The organism is Bryocella sp. (assembly GCF_058498515.1).
This window is the reverse complement of sequence record NZ_JBMHYI010000005.1, coordinates 182,786-199,703: the sequence shown is the minus strand read 5'-3', so window position 1 is coordinate 199,703 and position 16,918 is coordinate 182,786. Positions and strand designations below refer to the sequence as shown.

17 protein-coding genes are annotated in these 16,918 nt (G+C 62.7%); 10 read left to right on the top strand and 7 right to left on the bottom strand.

The window, feature by feature from the left end; genetic code table 11:
* Both AC5E6W_RS01800 and AC5E6W_RS01795 read right to left on the bottom strand, forming a co-directional pair.
* Complete coding sequence (locus AC5E6W_RS01800) at nt 1-603, bottom strand: SRPBCC family protein (RefSeq protein ID WP_491750544.1); 603 nt, start codon at nt 601-603, stop codon at nt 1-3.
* Nucleotides 604-716: 113 nt separating this feature from the next.
* Nucleotides 717-1,274 (bottom strand): fasciclin domain-containing protein, encoded by a 558-nt coding sequence (locus AC5E6W_RS01795; RefSeq protein WP_491750543.1) that lies wholly within the window; start codon nt 1,272-1,274, stop codon nt 717-719.
* Between the two features lie 290 nt (nt 1,275-1,564).
* On the opposite strand from AC5E6W_RS01795, the gene AC5E6W_RS01790 reads away from it, so the two are divergent.
* From AC5E6W_RS01790 to mraY, 8 genes are all read left to right on the top strand, one after another.
* The gene (locus AC5E6W_RS01790; RefSeq protein ID WP_491750542.1) at nt 1,565-2,062 is read left to right on the top strand and encodes a DUF2127 domain-containing protein; all 498 of its coding nucleotides are present in this window, start codon (nt 1,565-1,567) and stop codon (nt 2,060-2,062) included.
* A gap of 631 nt (nt 2,063-2,693) precedes the next feature.
* A complete protein-coding gene (locus AC5E6W_RS01785) occupies nt 2,694-3,185 on the top strand; it encodes a division/cell wall cluster transcriptional repressor MraZ (protein ID WP_491750541.1) in 492 nt (163 codons plus the stop codon).
* Nucleotides 3,186-3,226: 41 nt separating this feature from the next.
* Entirely contained in the window at nt 3,227-4,165 is a 939-nt protein-coding gene (rsmH, locus tag AC5E6W_RS01780; RefSeq protein ID WP_491750540.1) for a 16S rRNA (cytosine(1402)-N(4))-methyltransferase RsmH, read from the top strand.
* A 287-nt stretch (nt 4,166-4,452) separates the two neighbouring features.
* Nucleotides 4,453-4,980, top strand: a complete 528-nt coding sequence (gene ftsL / locus AC5E6W_RS01775) for a cell division protein FtsL (protein ID WP_491750539.1) — start codon at nt 4,453-4,455, stop codon at nt 4,978-4,980.
* A 136-nt stretch (nt 4,981-5,116) separates the two neighbouring features.
* Nucleotides 5,117-7,456 (top strand): penicillin-binding protein, encoded by a 2,340-nt coding sequence (locus AC5E6W_RS01770; RefSeq protein ID WP_491750538.1) that lies wholly within the window; start codon nt 5,117-5,119, stop codon nt 7,454-7,456.
* A 42-nt stretch (nt 7,457-7,498) separates the two neighbouring features.
* The gene (locus AC5E6W_RS01765) at nt 7,499-9,049 is read left to right on the top strand and encodes a UDP-N-acetylmuramoyl-L-alanyl-D-glutamate--2,6-diaminopimelate ligase (protein ID WP_491750537.1); all 1,551 of its coding nucleotides are present in this window, start codon (nt 7,499-7,501) and stop codon (nt 9,047-9,049) included.
* Nucleotides 9,046-10,443 carry a UDP-N-acetylmuramoyl-tripeptide--D-alanyl-D-alanine ligase gene (locus AC5E6W_RS01760; RefSeq protein WP_491750536.1) on the top strand — a complete coding sequence of 466 codons (1,398 nt, stop codon included), beginning with the start codon at nt 9,046-9,048 and terminating at the stop codon, nt 10,441-10,443. The genes AC5E6W_RS01765 and AC5E6W_RS01760 overlap by 4 nt, the downstream gene beginning before the upstream one ends.
* Nucleotides 10,444-10,748: 305 nt before the next feature.
* On the top strand, nt 10,749-11,885 hold the full coding sequence (gene mraY / locus AC5E6W_RS01755) for a phospho-N-acetylmuramoyl-pentapeptide-transferase (RefSeq protein ID WP_491750535.1): 1,137 nt from the start codon (nt 10,749-10,751) through the stop codon (nt 11,883-11,885).
* Nucleotides 11,886-11,893: 8 nt separating this feature from the next.
* On the opposite strand, the gene AC5E6W_RS01750 is transcribed toward mraY, so the two are convergent.
* From AC5E6W_RS01750 to AC5E6W_RS01740, 3 genes are read right to left on the bottom strand one after another with little or no spacing between them, the layout of a single operon-like run.
* Nucleotides 11,894-12,229 carry a type II toxin-antitoxin system PemK/MazF family toxin gene (locus tag AC5E6W_RS01750; protein ID WP_491750534.1) on the bottom strand — a complete coding sequence of 112 codons (336 nt, stop codon included), beginning with the start codon at nt 12,227-12,229 and terminating at the stop codon, nt 11,894-11,896.
* On the bottom strand, nt 12,202-12,408 hold the full coding sequence (locus AC5E6W_RS01745; RefSeq protein WP_491750533.1) for a hypothetical protein: 207 nt from the start codon (nt 12,406-12,408) through the stop codon (nt 12,202-12,204). Before AC5E6W_RS01745 ends, AC5E6W_RS01750 begins: the two co-directional genes overlap by 28 nt.
* Before the next feature lie 46 nt (nt 12,409-12,454).
* Entirely contained in the window at nt 12,455-13,699 is a 1,245-nt protein-coding gene (locus AC5E6W_RS01740; RefSeq protein WP_491750532.1) for a NupC/NupG family nucleoside CNT transporter, read from the bottom strand.
* Between the two features lie 277 nt (nt 13,700-13,976).
* On the opposite strand from AC5E6W_RS01740, the gene AC5E6W_RS01735 reads away from it, so the two are divergent.
* Entirely contained in the window at nt 13,977-14,177 is a 201-nt protein-coding gene (locus AC5E6W_RS01735; RefSeq protein ID WP_103934505.1) for a cold-shock protein, read from the top strand.
* Between the two features lie 154 nt (nt 14,178-14,331).
* Entirely contained in the window at nt 14,332-14,739 is a 408-nt protein-coding gene (locus AC5E6W_RS01730; protein ID WP_491750531.1) for a hypothetical protein, read from the top strand.
* A 34-nt stretch (nt 14,740-14,773) separates the two neighbouring features.
* Here the strand turns inward: AC5E6W_RS01730 and AC5E6W_RS01725 are convergent, their stop codons facing one another.
* Together AC5E6W_RS01725 and AC5E6W_RS01720 are read right to left on the bottom strand one after the other, a co-directional pair.
* The gene (locus AC5E6W_RS01725; RefSeq protein ID WP_491750530.1) at nt 14,774-16,189 is read right to left on the bottom strand and encodes a thymidine phosphorylase; all 1,416 of its coding nucleotides are present in this window, start codon (nt 16,187-16,189) and stop codon (nt 14,774-14,776) included.
* Nucleotides 16,190-16,234: 45 nt separating this feature from the next.
* Nucleotides 16,235-16,681 (bottom strand): cytidine deaminase, encoded by a 447-nt coding sequence (locus AC5E6W_RS01720; protein ID WP_491750529.1) that lies wholly within the window; start codon nt 16,679-16,681, stop codon nt 16,235-16,237.
* Nucleotides 16,682-16,918: the final 237 nt, after the last annotated feature.

Here is a 16,918-nt window from a genome sequence, read left to right as displayed (position 1 = left end):
CTACGCCTGATGGCGGGCGATGAGCCCCAGCAGCTCCGAGGTGCGCTTCTGGCGGTAGCGGAAGATGCTGCGAAGCTGTGGCCGCACCAGCAGAGCATTGAAGCGGTGCGTGATGGGAGCCAGGGGGAGCGCGTACTCCACGCGGTCGGTGACGATGGCTCCCGGCTTGCCGTGCACCTCGACGGGCGAGATGGAGTGGCAGTGCCGCCAGTAAGCGAAGGGGCCCTGTCCCTGCACGTCGCAGAAGCCCTGGTACCAGCGGAAGTCCTCGATGGTGGCCTCCCAGGGAAAGCGTATCGGCAGGAAACGCACGGGACGGAAGGTCATCCTCAGCCGCGTGCCATTGCCGGCGACGACGCCGAAGCGGGGCGGGTTGGCGGTCACCGGCGGTCTCGGAGGAGGAGCGAAGCTCGCCTCCTCGATGCGGGCCTTCTGCCACGGCGGCATCAGGCGAGGCAGATTTTCGGGGTTGGCGAAGAAGGCGAAGACGAGCTCCACCGGAAAGTGCAAAGTCTGTTGCGCTTCGAAGTGAAGATGCATCGGTGGCTGCGAGTATAGATCGCTCCGCGACTCGCCGCTGTGCGGCATGCAGATTTTCTTCATGGCGAGTGTGGGCTCTTCCCTTCGTGCGTGCGAAAAAAATGGGCGACGCCCCCTAGTAAGGCGTCACCCGAGGACAGTGGTCGTGCGGACCGCTGCTTTCCCTGCGTAGGAACTTAGGAAGGCATCAGCACCGTGTCGATGACATGTGCGACGCCGTTCGACTGGTAGACATCCGCGGTGGTGATCCACGCCGTGCCACCCTTTTCGTCGGTGATCTTGATCTTGCCCATGTCCATGGTGAAGGTGAGCTTGCCGCCCTCGACCGTGGTTGCGGTGTAGCTGCCGCCGCTCTTCTTGATCCACTTCATGAGGTCTTTGGAGGTGATCTTCCCTTTGACCACGTGGTAGGTGAGGATCTTGTCCAGCGTGGCCTTGTTCTCGGGCTTCACGAGCGTGTCCACCGTGCCGGCGGGGAGCTTGTCGAAGGCATCGTTGGTGGGGGCGAAGACCGTGAATGGGCCGGGCGAGGAGAGCGTGTCGACGAGGCCGCCGGCCTTGACGGCCGCTACCAGCGTGGTGAGGTTCGGGGCGGTCGAGGCATTCGCTACGACTGTCTTGTCCGAGTACATCGGCGCGCCGCCGACATCGGGGTCTTTCATTTGAGCTGCAAGGGTCATGGAGGTAGCGGCCAGGGCCGCACCGGCGAGGATCGTGATCAAAGAGCGCTTCATGGATCTTCCTTTCGCGTGTTGGAACGCTGTGGTCATGCACATCGCAGTTCTGAATGCGCACTGCTGAAGGACCATCGCGCCGGCTGCGATTGGGTCACATTGCAACTACGCAGGCATTCTGCCGTTGGATTGATGCATCGCGAAGAAAACTTCGCGAGGGAGAAGCCACACCCTCCAGATGGGGTTCGGTGTGAGGTTCCCCCGCGTTGACAAAGCCTATGAGCACACTTCAACTAAGAATGATGACGTCTGCGCCGGAAACCATGCCGCATGCTGCGCCTGAAGCTTCCATGGCAGACGCGCATCCGCATCGCCAGGGACTCTGGCTGGTGGGGCTCTTCAAGCTCTCCAAGGTGCTCTTCTTTACCGCGGTCGGCGTGGGAGCGCTCAACCTGATCCACAAGGATCTGGGCGATCTCGCGGTGCGCTTCGTGTCCCGAGCCCATGACTGGGCGCATCTGGACGCGGAAGGCAACTTTGCCAGGTTCCTGATGGAACGCTCGGAGCTCGTCACCCACCACCAACTGCGGCAGGGAGCGCTCTTCGCCTTCCTTTATGCCGGGCTATGCCTGGTGGAGTCCGTTGGCCTGCTGATGGAGAAGCGCTGGGCCGAGTACTTCACGTTGACCCTGACCGCGCTGGCGCTGCCATGGGAGGGCTTCGAGATCCTGCGGCACTTTGCCTGGTACAAGATTCTGCTGACGGCGGTAAATATTGCTGTGCTGCTTTACCTGCTCTGGGTGCTGAAGAAGAAGGGGACCTTCGAAGAGCTGGCGAACAGGGGGTAGCACCCGGGCTGACTGGGGTACCCCCCTCCCCCCCCCTGTTTTCGCAAAGTATTCATCGCAGAGACTTTGGCTCCGGACCTCTGTTTGAGCCGGAATCAGAAACCGGAAATGCGAAGCGCCCGGCTTTTGGCAGGGCGCTTCTTTCTATATCGAGATCAGTATATCGGGTGTGTCAAGCGTTCCGGTCAGGCGTGGCCGGAGAGGTCTGAAGTTCCGGATGCCAGTTTGCCAGATGCCAGACGCCAGTTTTATGGAAAGGGGCGGCATCGAGCTTTGAGCCGGAAGTCTTTCGGTTCGACCACAATCTTCCACTGGGGCTGCGTCCGAGGCTTTCGCTTTTATTTCGCCATATACCCGGGGCCCGAAACCACGCAAGTGCGGTTTCGGGGACGACTCCGTTTGGTAACGACTACATCTTGGGGTATCAGGGTCGACAACCACGAGGGGTTTGATTTTCCACATCTTGAGTGGAAAAGCGGCGCGAAACTGCGCCTTTTGTCCCTTGCGCGGAGGATCGATTCGCGCGATCTTTAGTGGAACGAAGTGGAGAAAAGTGGAGTGATGTGGCCCATCGCAGAACAAAAGCCACAAACCCTACTGATCGTACCCTTCCGGGCCACGAACGGGAGCTGTGTGCGCCGAGAGGCGTACCCGCAGAGGTACCGGAAGCGCAAACGAGGCAAAGGTGTTACGGGGAAACTGTCCAGCGCGGGTTGATGAAAAGGGCCGACTCAAGGTTCCTGCAGATCACAAGCGCGAGATGGACGGGAAGTATGGGCGGCGGTTTTACATCACCAGCCGGGACGGCTCCAGAGCCGAGATCTACCCGATGGAGGTGTGGGAGCGCATCGAGGCTGATTTGGCGAATATGCCAGCCTCGGACGCCAAGAGCCGTTTTGAGGATGCCGTGAACTATTACGGCCAGGTGGTGGAGCTCGACTCGCAGGACCGCCTCCTGATTCCGCAGATTCTTCGTACGAAGGCGGACCTGAAGGGCGATGTTGCGGTGCTGGGCAAGGGCGAGCGTATGGAGATTGTGAACGACTCCCGCTTCGTCAGCAGGTTGGAATCCGAGCCGTTCCGGGGTAGTGACCTCGCGGTAATCGGAGTGAAGGGAATTTAGCTGTAACGAGCTCCCCAGGGAGCGCATGAGGCGGAGAGCGAATGGCAACACCGCAGCATGTACCGGTTCTTCTAGCTGAGAGTTTGGACTTTCTGAATCTGCGCCCGGGCGGCGTCGTGGTTGACGCAACGCTGGGTCTTGCGGGTCACTCGTCGGAGATTCTTCGACGGCTGGGCCCGACGGGAAAGCTGATCGCGTTTGACCGCGATCAGCAGGCGATGGCCACGGCACGCGAGCGGTTGAGCGCTGTGGCTGCCGAGCTGGGAAGCAATGCACCGGCGATCGAGTATGTGCCGCAGGCCTTCTCGACGATCGCCGAGGTGATCGCACCGGGTTCCCTGGATGGATTGCTGGCTGATTTTGGCGTCAGCAGCCTTCATCTGAATGAGGCGCAGAGAGGATTCAGTTTTCGGGCCTCAGGGCCGCTGGACATGCGGATGGATCCGCGCAGCGAGCTGACGGCCGAACAAGTGGTAAATCAGGCGGACGAAGAAGACCTCGCGAACCTGATTTACGAATTCGGAGAGGAAAGGAGGTCGCGGAGAATCGCCAGAGCTATTGTGCGGGCCAGGCCGATTACGACGACAGCAGAGCTTGCTCGAGTCGTTTCGGCCTGTGCCCCGCCAATAAAAGGCGAGAAAATCCATCCGGCGACGAGAACCTTTCAAGCGATCCGAATTCGTGTGAATGATGAGCTGGGCGAGATCCAATCGCTGCTGAAGAGCGCGGGAACTCTGCTCAAGCCGGGTGGGCGAGTGGTGTTGATCAGCTTCCACTCGCTGGAGGACCGGCTGGTGAAGGATGCGTTCAAGGAAGCAGCGCGGACCGGCGAGCTGGAAGTGCTCACGAAGAAGCCGGTGATCGCAGGCGAGGAGGAGGAGCGGATGAATCCGCGCTCCCGAAGCGCCAAGCTGCGAGCGGCGGAGAAGGCAGCGCACGCGCCAAGGCCGGGGATGAAACCCGGACGGGGCAAGCGGTAAGGCCGCAGAGTTTGTACGTCAAGGTTTGGTACGACAAGGTGTTACGACAAGGTTTGGTACGACAAGTTTCGAGCCGGGGTTGTCCTGCCGTGCTTTCAGGCGAAAGACAAACCAAGTAAGACAAAGTCCCTTCCCCCATACAGCAACCTCGGCTCGAAAAAGTTTGGAACAGCAGTTAGCTGGCACAGCCGGGTAGCGCTTCGCGTTAGCGGCTTCGCCGTTAGCGATGGTAGTGGCAAGACATGCAATACCGGGCCCGGGTGGTACCAGGTTCGCGGAGGCAAGCAATGGCGACGATGGCGGTAGTTGGAAACGAGATGGAGCGGATGCACTCGCGTTTGGCGCGGCAGCAGCGGCGCTCGCCCAGCGTTGCGGAGCGCAACACCGAGCTGTACCAGGCGCAACGCCGCCTGCGCCGCGGCCCCACGCCGGAGATGTTCTTCGCCAAGCACATCGACAACTCACGCCTGGTGAAGGCTGAGGATCCGGTGCGCCGCCGCGAGATGCGGATCTTCACGATGGCGATGACCATGTTCTTCGCGCTGACGATGGTCTACGTGTGGCAGCACCTCTCGGCGATCGAGGTGGGGTACAAGGTGGAGTCGCAGAAGCAGCAGGTGGAGCAGCTGCGCGAGAAGAACCGCCAGCTCGAGTTGCAGGACGCGCAACTGAGCGACCCGAATCGGCTTGACCGTCTGGCCAGGCAGCTGGGGCTGGATATCCCGGCGCCGGGACAGGTGGTGCTTCCGATGGGCAGCGGCCACAACGATGCGGTGCTGGCGCAGGCGCAGGAGCCGGTGCTGCGGGCGAATTAGAAGTTGCAGGTTGTCAGTTCTTCGTTGCCAGTTCTTCGTTGTTAGTGTCCGTGCCGGGTATATGCGATCGACCGAAGCTGGCAACTAAGAACTCGCAACTCACCACTTCCAAGTGTTCCCAGGCCTTTGCCCACCGATGAAACCCGCTCCGCGACGAACACTGACCGCTCCGATCCGCAGAGTGCGATTTGTTTGGGTCGCGGTGTTTTTCTGTTTGTGGGGATTGGCGATCTGCCTGCGCCTGGGTTGGCTGCAGATCGTGCGGCATCACGAGTTCGAGGAGCGCGCGGAGAAGCAGCAGCAGCGGACGTTTGAGGTTGCGCCGCGGCGGGGCGTGCTCTACGACCGCAACATGCGCGAGCTGGCGATGACCGTGCTGGTGGACAGCGTGTATGCCGTGCCGAGCGAGGTGGGTGAGAACCGCGCTGAGGACGCAGCGATCCTTGCCAAAGTCATCCACCAGGATCCGCTGGACCGCTTCACGACCGAGCCGGCGATGCTGGCGCGCATGAATGACTCGAAGAACTTTGCGTGGATTGCGCGCAAGCTGGATGCGCCGACGGCGCAGCGGGTGCGGGAGCTCAACCTCAAGGGCATCTATCTCCAGAAAGAGTTCAAGCGCTTCTATCCTTCGGGCGATCTGGCGGCGCATGTGCTCGGCTATGTGGGTACGGACGACAACGGCCTGGGCGGCATGGAGCAGGAGTTCGACGACGAGCTGCACGGCATGCCGGGGCACATGCTCACGGCGGTGGATGCGAAGCGGCATGTGATGGGGTCGGTGGTGAGTGAGCCGATGCCCGGTGAGAACCTGGTGCTCACGGTCGATTCGAACATTCAGTACATGGCCGAGAAGGCGCTGGATGCGCAGGTCGCGAAGTACAAGGCCGAGCATGGGACACTGGTGGTGCAGGACCCGCACACGGGGCAGATTCTTGCGCTGGCGGTCTCGCCGAGGTTCAATCCCAACGACCAGCGCCATGTCGATGCGGACTCGCTGACGGACCTTGCGGTAAGCGATGTGTACGAGCCTGGATCGACGTTCAAGCTGGTGACGTACTCTGCCGCGCTGGATGCCGCGGGTGTGAAGCCGACGGACATGGTGGACTGCCAGGGTGGCTCGATGACGATGTATGGCCGCACGCTGCACGACGACAAGAGCGATCACTACGGTGTAATCACGGTGCAGCAGGCGCTGGAGCACTCGAGCGACGTGGGCGCGGCGAAGATGGCGCTCAAGTTGAGCAGCCAGCAGTTTTACGACTACATGCGCGGCTTCGGCTTTGGCCAGCGTTCGGGCATTGAGCTGCCGAGCGAGACGCGCGGACTGCTGCGTCCGCCGCGGAAGTGGAGCGCGACGAGCGTTCTGTCGCTGGCGATTGGGCAGGAGATCGGCGTGACGCCGGTGCAGCTGGTGTCGATGGTGAGCACGCTGGCGAATGGTGGAACGTATCTGCCGCCGCGCATCCTGATGCGCGAGGTGGACAAGGACCACGATGGTCACTCCGACGCGCAGCCTTTTCGGCCGGAGACGTCGCTTCCCGCGCAGCTTCCCGACGGCTCGCATCGTGTCATCCGTGAGGCCACTGCGGCGCAGATGCGGATGATGATGCATGGCATCGTGATGGAGGGCACGGGGCGTCCCGCTGCGCTGAACGGCTACAGTGCCGCGGGTAAGACAGGTACGGCGGAGAAGATCGACCCCAAGACGCACACGTACTCGCACACCAAGCTGGTGGCGAGCTTCGCCGGGTTCGCGCCGGTGAACAACCCTGCGATCGCGGTGGCGGTGGTGATCGATACGCCAACGGTGGGCAACGGTTACGGCGGCACGACCTCGGCGCCGGTGTTCAGCGAGGTCGCGCAGGAGATCCTGGAGTATCTCGGCGTGCCGCATGATGAGCCGCTGAAGAGTCCGACGGAACTGTTGGCGTCGAAGCAGACAACTGAGCGCGAGGATACGGGCGATGATGTTGGCACGGACCTCGCAGCAATGTTCGACGATGTGAACAGCCTGCCGCAGGATGATCCACTGCGCGCTCCTGCGACCGCTGCAGCGATGGCTGCTAATCGAGTCGCCGATGCGGAGGCTGAGGCCGCGGCGCAGCAGAAGGCCGATCAGCGCGCGGCGAAGCACTCTGAGTTGGCCTCGCTGTCAGCAAAGGCACTGGCGGCGTTGCATGCGGGGCCTCGCGGCTTCGGCGCGGAGGGCTCGAACCCCGATGCGAAGGTGCAGCCGGTGACGGTGCATGCGCAGGTGGAGCAGCGCGGCAATGGGTCGGTTGTGGTCGATGCGTCGAAGCGCGTCGCCGTGCCGCAGTTCGACGGCAAGGCGCTGCGGCTGGTGGTGCAGCAGGCTGGGGCGCTGGGTCTGCGGGTGCAGACGCTGGGCAGCGGCATGGCGCGGGAGCAGGCGCCGGCGCCGGGAACGATGGTGCCGGTCGGCACCGAAGTTGTCGTGCGCTTCTCACGCTGACGCAACGCGCAAAACGATCTCATGCCAATAGAATCGAGAGCGATGCAGTGGAATGAAGCGATCGCGGATGTAACCACGCTGGAGACAGCGGGGCCGAGCAGCGTTGCTGTCAGCGGCGTGCAGTATGACTCGCGCCGCGTGGGTCCGGGCGATATCTTTGTCGCCATGCGCGGCGGCACGACCGATGGGAACCGCTACGTCGATGCGGCGGTTGCCAAGGGTGCGAGTGCGATCGTCACCGACACGCGCGAGGTCTTCGACGCGCTGAAGGCCGCGCATCCGGAGCTTGCGCTCGCTCTGGTGGGCGAAGGGCACACTGCAGGACGTCGCGCGCTGGCGGAGATCAGCGCCGCGGTCTTCGGGCATCCTGAACAGAAGCTTGCGCTGATTGCCGTCACGGGCACCAATGGCAAGACCACGACGGCACTGCTCACGGAGCAGCTGCTGCATAGTGTTGGCCGCAAGAGCGTGCTGATCGGGACGATTGAGGTTCACGTTGGCGATGAGGTGCGTGAGAGCCCGCACACCACGCCGGAGTCGCGCGACGTGCTGGAGATCTTTGCGGAGGGCGTCGCCGCGGGTTGCACTGAGGCGGTGATGGAGATGAGCTCGCATGCGCTTGACCAGGAGCGTGTGTGGAAGCTGCCGGTGGATGTGGCAATCTTCACCAACCTCACGCAGGACCACCTCGACTACCACGAGACGATGCAGCGCTATGCTGCGGCGAAGGCTCGGCTGTTCGAGGGTGTGGGGGCTCCTGCGCCGCGTGTCGCTGTGATCAACGCAGACGATCCCTATGCCGCGCAGATGGCTCGCGCGCGTGGCGATGCGACGCAGGTGATGCGCTATGGGATTGATGCCTGGGTGGAGGCGGCGAACTATCGCGCGGTGGATGTCGAGCTGCATGCGGGCGAGTCGAACTTTGTCTTCGCGACGCCGAAGGGCCAAGCTGAGATCACGATGCCGCTGACTGGGCGCGTGAACGTCTACAACTTCCTGGCCGCGGCGTGCGCGGCGATTGCGCGTGGCTTGACGCTCGAGGAGGTTGCCGCTGCTGCGCCGACGCTGAAGCAGGTGCCTGGACGCTTCGAGGTCGTGCCGGGCTCGCGTGAGGCGAACTTCACGGTGGTGGTGGACTATGCGCACACCGACGATGCGTTGAAGAACCTGTTGATGCTGGCGCATGACCTGGTCTCACCGCATGGCGGCAACGTGATCACGCTGTTTGGTTGCGGCGGCGATCGCGACCGGACCAAGCGGCCGAAGATGGGGCGCGTGGCCGCGGCAGAGAGTGATCTGGTGGTGGTGACGAGCGACAATCCGCGCAGCGAGGATCCTGCGGAGATCATCGCCGAGGTGGTTCGGGGGCTGCTGCTGGCCGATGGGAGTTACATGGGTGACTTCGTGGTGGAGGAAGACCGAAGAGCGGCCATCGAGATTGCGATTCGCGCGGCCAGGCCGGGTGATATCGTTCTGCTGGCGGGCAAGGGGCATGAGAAGACGCAGATCTTTGCTGACCGTACGGTGCCTTTCGACGATGTTGCCGAGGCTGCTCGCGTACTTGAGACCCTGCAGGGAGAACGGAACGCTTGAAACTCACTCTTGGCCAGATTGCCGACTGGATTCATGCTGAAGGTGACTTCGACGAGAGCGCCGAGGCGCTTGGCTATTCCATCGATTCGCGCACACTGAGTGCGGGCGACTTGTTCTTTGCGGTGCGCGGAGAGCGCGTGGATGGCCACGACTACGTGGAGACAGCGCTCAAGGATGGCGCGGTCGCGGCGGTGGTTTCGATGCGCTGGCTGCGGCCCGAGACGGTTGACGAAGCGAAGCTGCTGCGCATTCCCGATTGCGATGACTGCATCCTGTTCGCGATGCAGCGGCTGGCATGGAATGTGCGTCGCTCGTGGGGCAAGCGCGTGATTGGCGTGACCGGCTCGGCCGGCAAGACGACGACCAAGGAGTGCATTGCGCAGGTGCTGGGAACGCAGTTCCACGTGCTGAAGACCGAGGGCAATTACAACAATCAATTCGGTGTGCCGCTGACGCTGCTGCGGCTCGAGCCTGAGCATGAGATTGCGGTGCTTGAGATGGGCATGAACCACGCGGGCGAGATCAAGGCGCTGGCGAAGATCGCCGAGCCTAACTGGGCGGTGGTCTCGAACGTCGGGCCGGTGCATCTGGAGTTCTTCCCTGACGGCCTTGCTGGCATTCAAAGGGCGAAGTACGAGTTGGTGCAGGCGCTGCCGCCGGATGGCATTGCCGTGCTTAATGGCGATGATGAGCGTGTGGCTGCCTTTGCGCGCGGGATGGGCGAGCGATCGCTGCTCTTCGGCACGCATAACGGTGTGGGCGTTCGCGCGATCAACATTGAGGACCGCGGCCTGCTGGGTACGGAGTTCGAGGTGGAGCTGCGAGGTTTCGAGGCCGATCCCTGGCCGATGACACTGCAGCTTCCGGGCCGGCACAATGTGCTCAACGCGCTGGCCGCGGTTGCGGTGGGCGTGCTTGCGGGGATCGATCCGCTGGAGTGTGTGGGTGCGCTGGAGGAGATGACGCCGGGCGAGAAGCGCGGCAACGTGATTGAGTTCCACGGCGCGCAGATTATCAATGACACGTATAACTCCAACCCGCGTGCGCTGGAGGCGATGATCCGCGCGCTGGCGGTGTCGAACGCCAAGCGGCGCGTGCTGATTGCAGGCGAGATGCTGGAGCTTGGCCCCGAAGCCGCGCGGCTGCATGCCGAGTGCGGATTGGCGGCGGCAGATGCGGGCATCGACCTGGTGATCGGCGTGCGGGGACTGGCGCGGGAGATCGTGCATGCCGCGGGGAATGGCGGCTCGCGGGTGATGTTTGTCGAGACGCCGGAAGAGGCAGGCGAGTGGCTGCGAACCCATGCCGGTGCGGGCGATGTGATCCTGCTGAAGGCTTCGCGCGGCGTGCGGCTGGAGCGCGCGCTGGATGCTCTGGCGATGGGCCCGAACTAGAAGATCTGATGAAGTCTTCGAGCGCTTCCTCAGGGGCTAACGCCCCGCAGTTTTTGGTGCCTTTTTGTCACGGCTGAAGCCGTGACCTGCCGTTCGTGCCAGTCGATCAGAAGGGCGTAGGGCGGGGCCGAGGCGCGGCCCTTCAACGTGGGCCTTGTGCAGGAATTGCCAGTGCAAACCCGTTGTGAGGCGCATCCGGGAAGGCACGGTTCCTGCGCTTGCGGGCAGCGTAAGATGGGCCTTGAACAGCGCCACGCGGTGATGGCTGCGCTGTATCGCCCATCCCTCCGCATGAGGACCTCGCGTTGCTTTACTGGCTGCTCTATCAGAAGCTCTTTCCGTACTTCCCGGTCTTCCGCATCTTTCGCTACGTCACGTTCCGCTGCGTCTTCGCGAGCCTGACGGCGATGCTGATCGGCCTGCTGATTGGGCCGTTTGTGATCGAGCGGCTGCGCGAGTTCCAGATCGGACAGTACATCCGCGAGGAAGGCCCGGAGAGCCACAAAAAGAAGGGCGGCACACCGACGATGGGCGGTGTGCTCATCGGCATCTCCATCGTGATTCCCACGCTGCTGTGGAGCAATCTTGCGGACCCGTTCGTGTGGGTTGTGCTGTTCTCGACCGTGGCGTTTGCGGCGATTGGTTTCGCAGACGATTACATCAAGGTAGTGCACAAGCGGAACCTGGGGCTCACGTCGCGGCAGAAGCTGGCGCTGCAGTTCGTGGCCAGCCTTGCGGTAGCGCTGTCGCTGGTGTTCCTCGAGGAACAGGGATCCTACTCGACGCGGCTGATCGTTCCGTTCGCGAAGCACCTGCGGCCGAACCTCATCATCGACTCGCTGCGGCACGTGCCGCACCTGAGTCTGCTGGCGTTCCTGCCGTTCATCATCTTCGTGATGCTGGTGATCACGTTCAGCTCGAACGCGGTGAACCTCACGGACGGGTTGGATGGCCTGGCGATTGGCTGCACGATCATCGCGGCGGGCGCGCTGACGGTGCTTACGTATGTGAGTGGGCACGTGGTCTTTGCGGACTACCTGGAGCTGCAGCGCATGCCGCAGGTGAGCGAGCTGACGATCTTCTGCGGGGCGATGGTGGGAGCTTCCATCGGCTTCCTTTGGTATAACGCGCATCCGGCGGAGATCTTCATGGGAGATGTTGGCTCGCTGATGCTGGGCGGCGCGATTGCGACGGTGGCGGTGGTCATCAAGCAGGAGCTGCTGCTGCCGTTCATCGGCGGCGTGTTCATCATGGAGGCGGTGAGCGTGATGCTGCAGGTGGGCAGCTACAAGCTGCGCGGTGGGAAGAGGATCTTCAGGATGGCGCCGATCCATCATCACTTTGAGCTGGCCGGGTGGTCGGAGTCGAAGGTGATTGCGCGGTTCTGGATTTTGGCGCTGATTTTCGCGCTGTTTGCGCTGACTACGTTGAAACTGCGGTAGTGGCGAGGTCAGAGGCCGATGATGATAGCCGCAACGCGTTCACGAATGGCAGCCAAGACTTCGGGCTGCAGCGAGCCAGCGGTGCCAGCGAAGAGAGATTCGTGCGCGGTGAAGAGCTTGGCTGGTCGAACAAAGCTGACCCGGCTAAGGCCACCGGACGAAAATGAGACCTGGTCGATCTGAATGGAGCGCGTATCCCCGTAGGGGTTGCTGGTGATCTGGCAGGCGATCCAGTCGCTTCGGTCAGAAGCCGCGAGAATCAGTGCGGGACGCAGTTTGGTCCCGCTCAGGTCAGAAAACGGAAACCGGATTAGAGCTATCTGACCGGCTGCAGGTGCTGCCATGCGTCTTCCTCTTCGGATCGCAGCCAGTCTTCCGCGAGGGCGCGCTCGGAGAGAAGCGTCTCGTGGTTGGCGGCAAACTCGAATGTCAACTTCGCGCGGCCGGTAGGGATGGTTTCCTCGGGCGCCAGAGGTCGAACGCTACCGAGGGAGTCGATTTCCACCTCAATGGTGCGGGTCATCGCTAGCCTCCTACGACCACAAGCCTAGCAGAATCGTGGGCGCTTCTTACTTGATGAGCATGCTCACGATGCTTGCGGACATCAGGTTGGCCATCGTGCCGGCGAGCATGGCGCGCATGCCGAGCTTGGCGAGCTCGTTGCGGCGGTTGGGGATGAGGGCTCCGATGCCGCCGATCTGCATGCCGACTGAGCCGAGGTTGGCGAAGCCGCAGAGGGCGAAGGTGGTGATCGAGAGCGTTCGGACGCTGACTTGGCCGGCCTTGGCGAGCTCGCCGAGCTGGTGGTAGGCGATGAACTCGTTGAGCACGGCGCGGGTTCCGATGAGGTTGCCGACCATCTTCGACTCGCTCCAGGGGATGCCGATGAGCCAGGCGACCGGGGAGCACAGTGCGCCGAGGGCGTTGCCGAGCGAGTGCGGGAAGGGAATGCGCCCGTGGGTCCAGGTCCAGTCGGAGATGCCGAGCATGATGGCGTTGATGAGGCCGACCACGGCGAGGAAGCTGATGAGCATGATGGCGACGTTCCAGGCCAGCTGGCCGCCGTCGATGGTGCCGCGGGCGACGGCGCCGATGAGGTTTTCGTTCTTGTGCTCCTCGTTCTCGCTCATGTGTACGGTGCCCATGGTGGCGGGAACTTCGGTTTCGGGCACGAGCATTTTAGAGATGAGGATGGTGCCAGGCGCGGTCATGATGACGGCCGAGAGCAGGTCCTGCGCGTGGATACCGAAGAGGATGTAGGCCGCCATGATGCCGCCAGAGACGTGGGCCATGCCGGAGGTCATGATGGTCATCAGCTCGGAGCGGGTGGCGTCGCCGAGGAAGGGGCGGATGGTGAGCGGGGCTTCGGTCTGGCCCATGAAGATGGAAGCAGCGACGTTGGTGGACTCCGCGCCGGAGGTGCCCATGGTCCGCTGCATGAGCCAGGCCATGACCTTGATGACCTGCTGCATGATCTTGAGGTGGTAGAGCATGGCGAAGAGCGCGGAGACAAAGATGATGGTCGGCAGGACGGAGAAGGCGAAGACCTGGAGCGGGCTGTGCGGGTCGCCGAGCTGGCCGAAGACCATGGCGGAGCCGTCGACGGCGTGGCCGAGGAGGGCGGTGACGGCGTCGGAGCCGGCCTTGAGGCCCTTCTGGCCGTAGCTTACCGTGATTACCAAGATGGCGAAGAACAGCTTCAGACCGAGTCCCCACGCGACGGTGCGCCAGCGGATGGCGCGGCGATTGGTGGAGAGTGCGTAGGCTACGCCGAGAAAGACAAGAAGTCCAAGCAGACCGGTGAATCGTCCCAAGGCGCGCTCCCTTAATGCTTACAAATGAAGATGGTTCGCCAGAAAAGGCAAGTGTACCGGAGGACGCCGGATCGGGACAGATGTGGGGCCCCAGACGGTCGCGAAGAAGAAGTTTCGTGTTTCGACGCACTAACCGGGGCTAAGTTGTGGCTGGCAATGCTACACTGAAAGAGATCGACGAATCCGATCTGGTCTATTGCCTGTTCTGGCTGTCCGCTCTACTCGCAAACAATTCCAAATTGCGTTCAGCGGTTCATCTGATTTAAAGGACAAGACAATGGAAACTGGAACAGTGAAGTGGTTCAACGATACTAAGGGTTTTGGTTTTTTGAGCCGCGCTAACGGTGAGGACGTATTCGTCCATCACACCGCCATCCAGAGCAACGGTTTCCGTTCGCTACAGGAAGGCCAGCAGGTTCAGTTCGACGTGGTCAAGGGCCCCAAGGGCTGGCAGGCCGAGAACGTTCGCGTCGCGTAACGCATCACAATATGGGAAAGGGGCGGTTCCCTGGGACCGCCCTTTTTTCTTTTTTGGGGCCTTGGCGCCGACGCGCTGCCAGGTCCATTGCACGATTCCTGCAAGGTCGGAGATTCACGGTCGCGTTTTTGACCGGAATTGAGGAGAGCACTACATGGCGAACACGAGCGAGAACAAGTACTACCTGAAGAGCGTGCACGAAGAGATCGACCTCTTTGATCGGAAGCTGGCGCACTTGATGAAGTACGAGACCTTCCCGACCGAAGCCGACCGCAACGCCGCAGCCCGCAAGCTGACGCTGAAGCGCGAGCTGCTGGTGAAGACGGCGAAGCGCCTGGTGGCCGACGGGATGGAGTTCAGCGAGAAGGATCTGCCGCGTTCGATGCGTGCCACGGAGCCGACCCTCGAAGACGAAACGCCGGTTCCCGCCGCCGCAACCGCGAGTGTAGAGGCTGAGAAGCCGGCGCTTGCCGGCAATCGCACCACGCGCCGCCAGGGTTCGGCATTTTCTGCTGCCGCTTCGCTCGCCTGGACTGCCGGCACCGCGGAAGCCAAGGCGTAAGCTCGGGGCCGCTCCGCGCGGTCCCTTTCAACATTCAATGTCCGCTGGTCACGACTTCGCGCACCAGAGGGTGTAACGTGGGCGGCTCTGCGCCGATCTCAAGGGTCGCTCGCAGCATCTGTTCGGGCTCATCGAGCAGCGCGGGGTCTTCGCTGAAGAGCGTGAAGATCGGTTGCCCGGCCTCGAGCTTCATGCCCAGTTTTGCGTGGGACTCGATGCCTGCGTGAGCGCTCACCGGATCGCCAGGCTTTGCGCGCCCCGCGCCCAGCCGCTGCACCGCCCAGCCCACCTGCTTGCAATCCATACCGCGAAGATAGCCGGCGCGTTCGGCGGTGACGATTCGCGTGGCCTTGGGCTGATGCCCGCTGGCGGGATCCTCGAAGACGCGCACGTCGCCGCCCTGGGCTTCCACGATCGCGAGCCAAGACTTGTAGGCTGCTCCGCTGAGCAGCAGGTCATCGCTGAGCTTCGCGCCGTCCTCGGGTGAAGCGGTCTTGCCGGCGAAGTAGAGCATCCAGCCGGAGAGCACGTTCGAGAGGGCGATTAAGTCAGACGACATGGCATGTCGTCTTCCCTGCATGATGTCGACGCACTCCCAGACCTCGACCCAGTTGCCGCTGAAGCGCCCGAGCGGCTCGTCCATCGTGGTGAGCACCGCTGCGGTGCGCGTGCCTGCGAGTTCGCCTGTCGAGACCATGAGGCTGGCGAGAAACTTCGATTGCTCGTAGCTGGGCATGAACGCGCCTGAGCCTACCTTGACGTCGAGCACGAGGCCGCGGATGTCCTCGGCGAGCTTCTTGCTCATGATGCTGGCGCAGATGAGGTACGGCGATTCGACCGTGCCGGTGTGGTCACGCATGGCGTAGAGGATGCGGTCGGCCGGGACGAGGCGCGGGGTCTGGCCGACGAGCGCGGCGTGGGTGCGTGCCAGGACCTCGCGCATGCGGGCTAAGGGAAGCTGGGTGTCGAAGCCGGGGATTGTTTCGAGTTTGTCTAACGTACCGCCTGTGTGGCCGAGGCTGCGCCCGGAGATCATCGGCACGGAGATCGAGGGAGAGGCCTGGAGGCCTGCTGCCGCGACGATGGGCGCGATGAGCAGGGAGCTCTTGTCGCCGACGCCGCCGGTGGAGTGCTTGTCGACGGTGAAGGTATCTAGGCCGCTGGCGTCGAAGGTCTCCCCGGAGTAACGCATCGCGTTGGTGAGATCGGCGAGTTCCTGACGGGTGAGACCGCGCTGGAAGATGGCCATCAGCATGGCGGCGATCTGTGCGGCGGTGATGCGGTCCTGCGCGGCCAGAGCTGCGGGCACTTCGCCGTGGGATTCGGCGATCTGCTGCTCGCCATAGAGCACGACGGTGCGGACGAAATGTTCGATCTCGGCGGCGCTCAGCTCGCCGCCATCGCGCTTCTTCAGGATGAGGTCGATCGGGTGGATCACAGCTTGTGACATGGGAGATGCTTCTTCTGGGTCGGCAGTGTGTTGCCTGCGAACTGTTTACCGGGGCTCAATGAAGGCCCCGCGAAAGGCATGCGGCAGCAGCTCGCCGAGCGTGGTCTCGGCGGGTGCGCCGTGCTCGGCGGGGTAGAGGATCAGGGTGTTGTCATCGCCGAACTCGGAGAGGGTCTGACGGCAGGCACCGCAGGGCATGGAGGCTGAGTCGTTGAGGTTGGCGACAGCCACGGCGCGGAGGCGGATGGCGGGGCCAAGTTCGCTGACAGCGCGGGCGATCGCGGCCTGCTCCGCGCAGGAGGTCAGGCGGTAGGACGCGTTCTCGACGTTGCAGCCGGTGACGATGGAGCCATCCGCGAACAACAGCGCTGCTCCTACACGAAAGCGGCTGTAGGGTGAGTAGGAGTGTTGTGCGACAGCTGTGGCGAGCTCGCGCAGCCTGGCGCGCAGGTCGTCGGAGAGGTTGGAGATCTTGTTGTTTGTCGCCTGCATCACGGTCTCCTCCCAGAGGCCAGATCCTAGAGGCTAGATTTTTAGAGGCCAGATTCTAGAGCCCATGCCATTGGGCATCCTTCCCAAAGACGCTTTTTGCGGCTCCGGGAAAGGTCGATCCTAAGCCGAAGGCTGCGAGAGTGCAACCCCAGGGCATCGCGTGGAGAGGTTCCCTGTCGGGCGGAAGTTGGGGCGGGCGTTGCCCTTGTAGCACAAGCGCTTGACCGCACCGTTTCG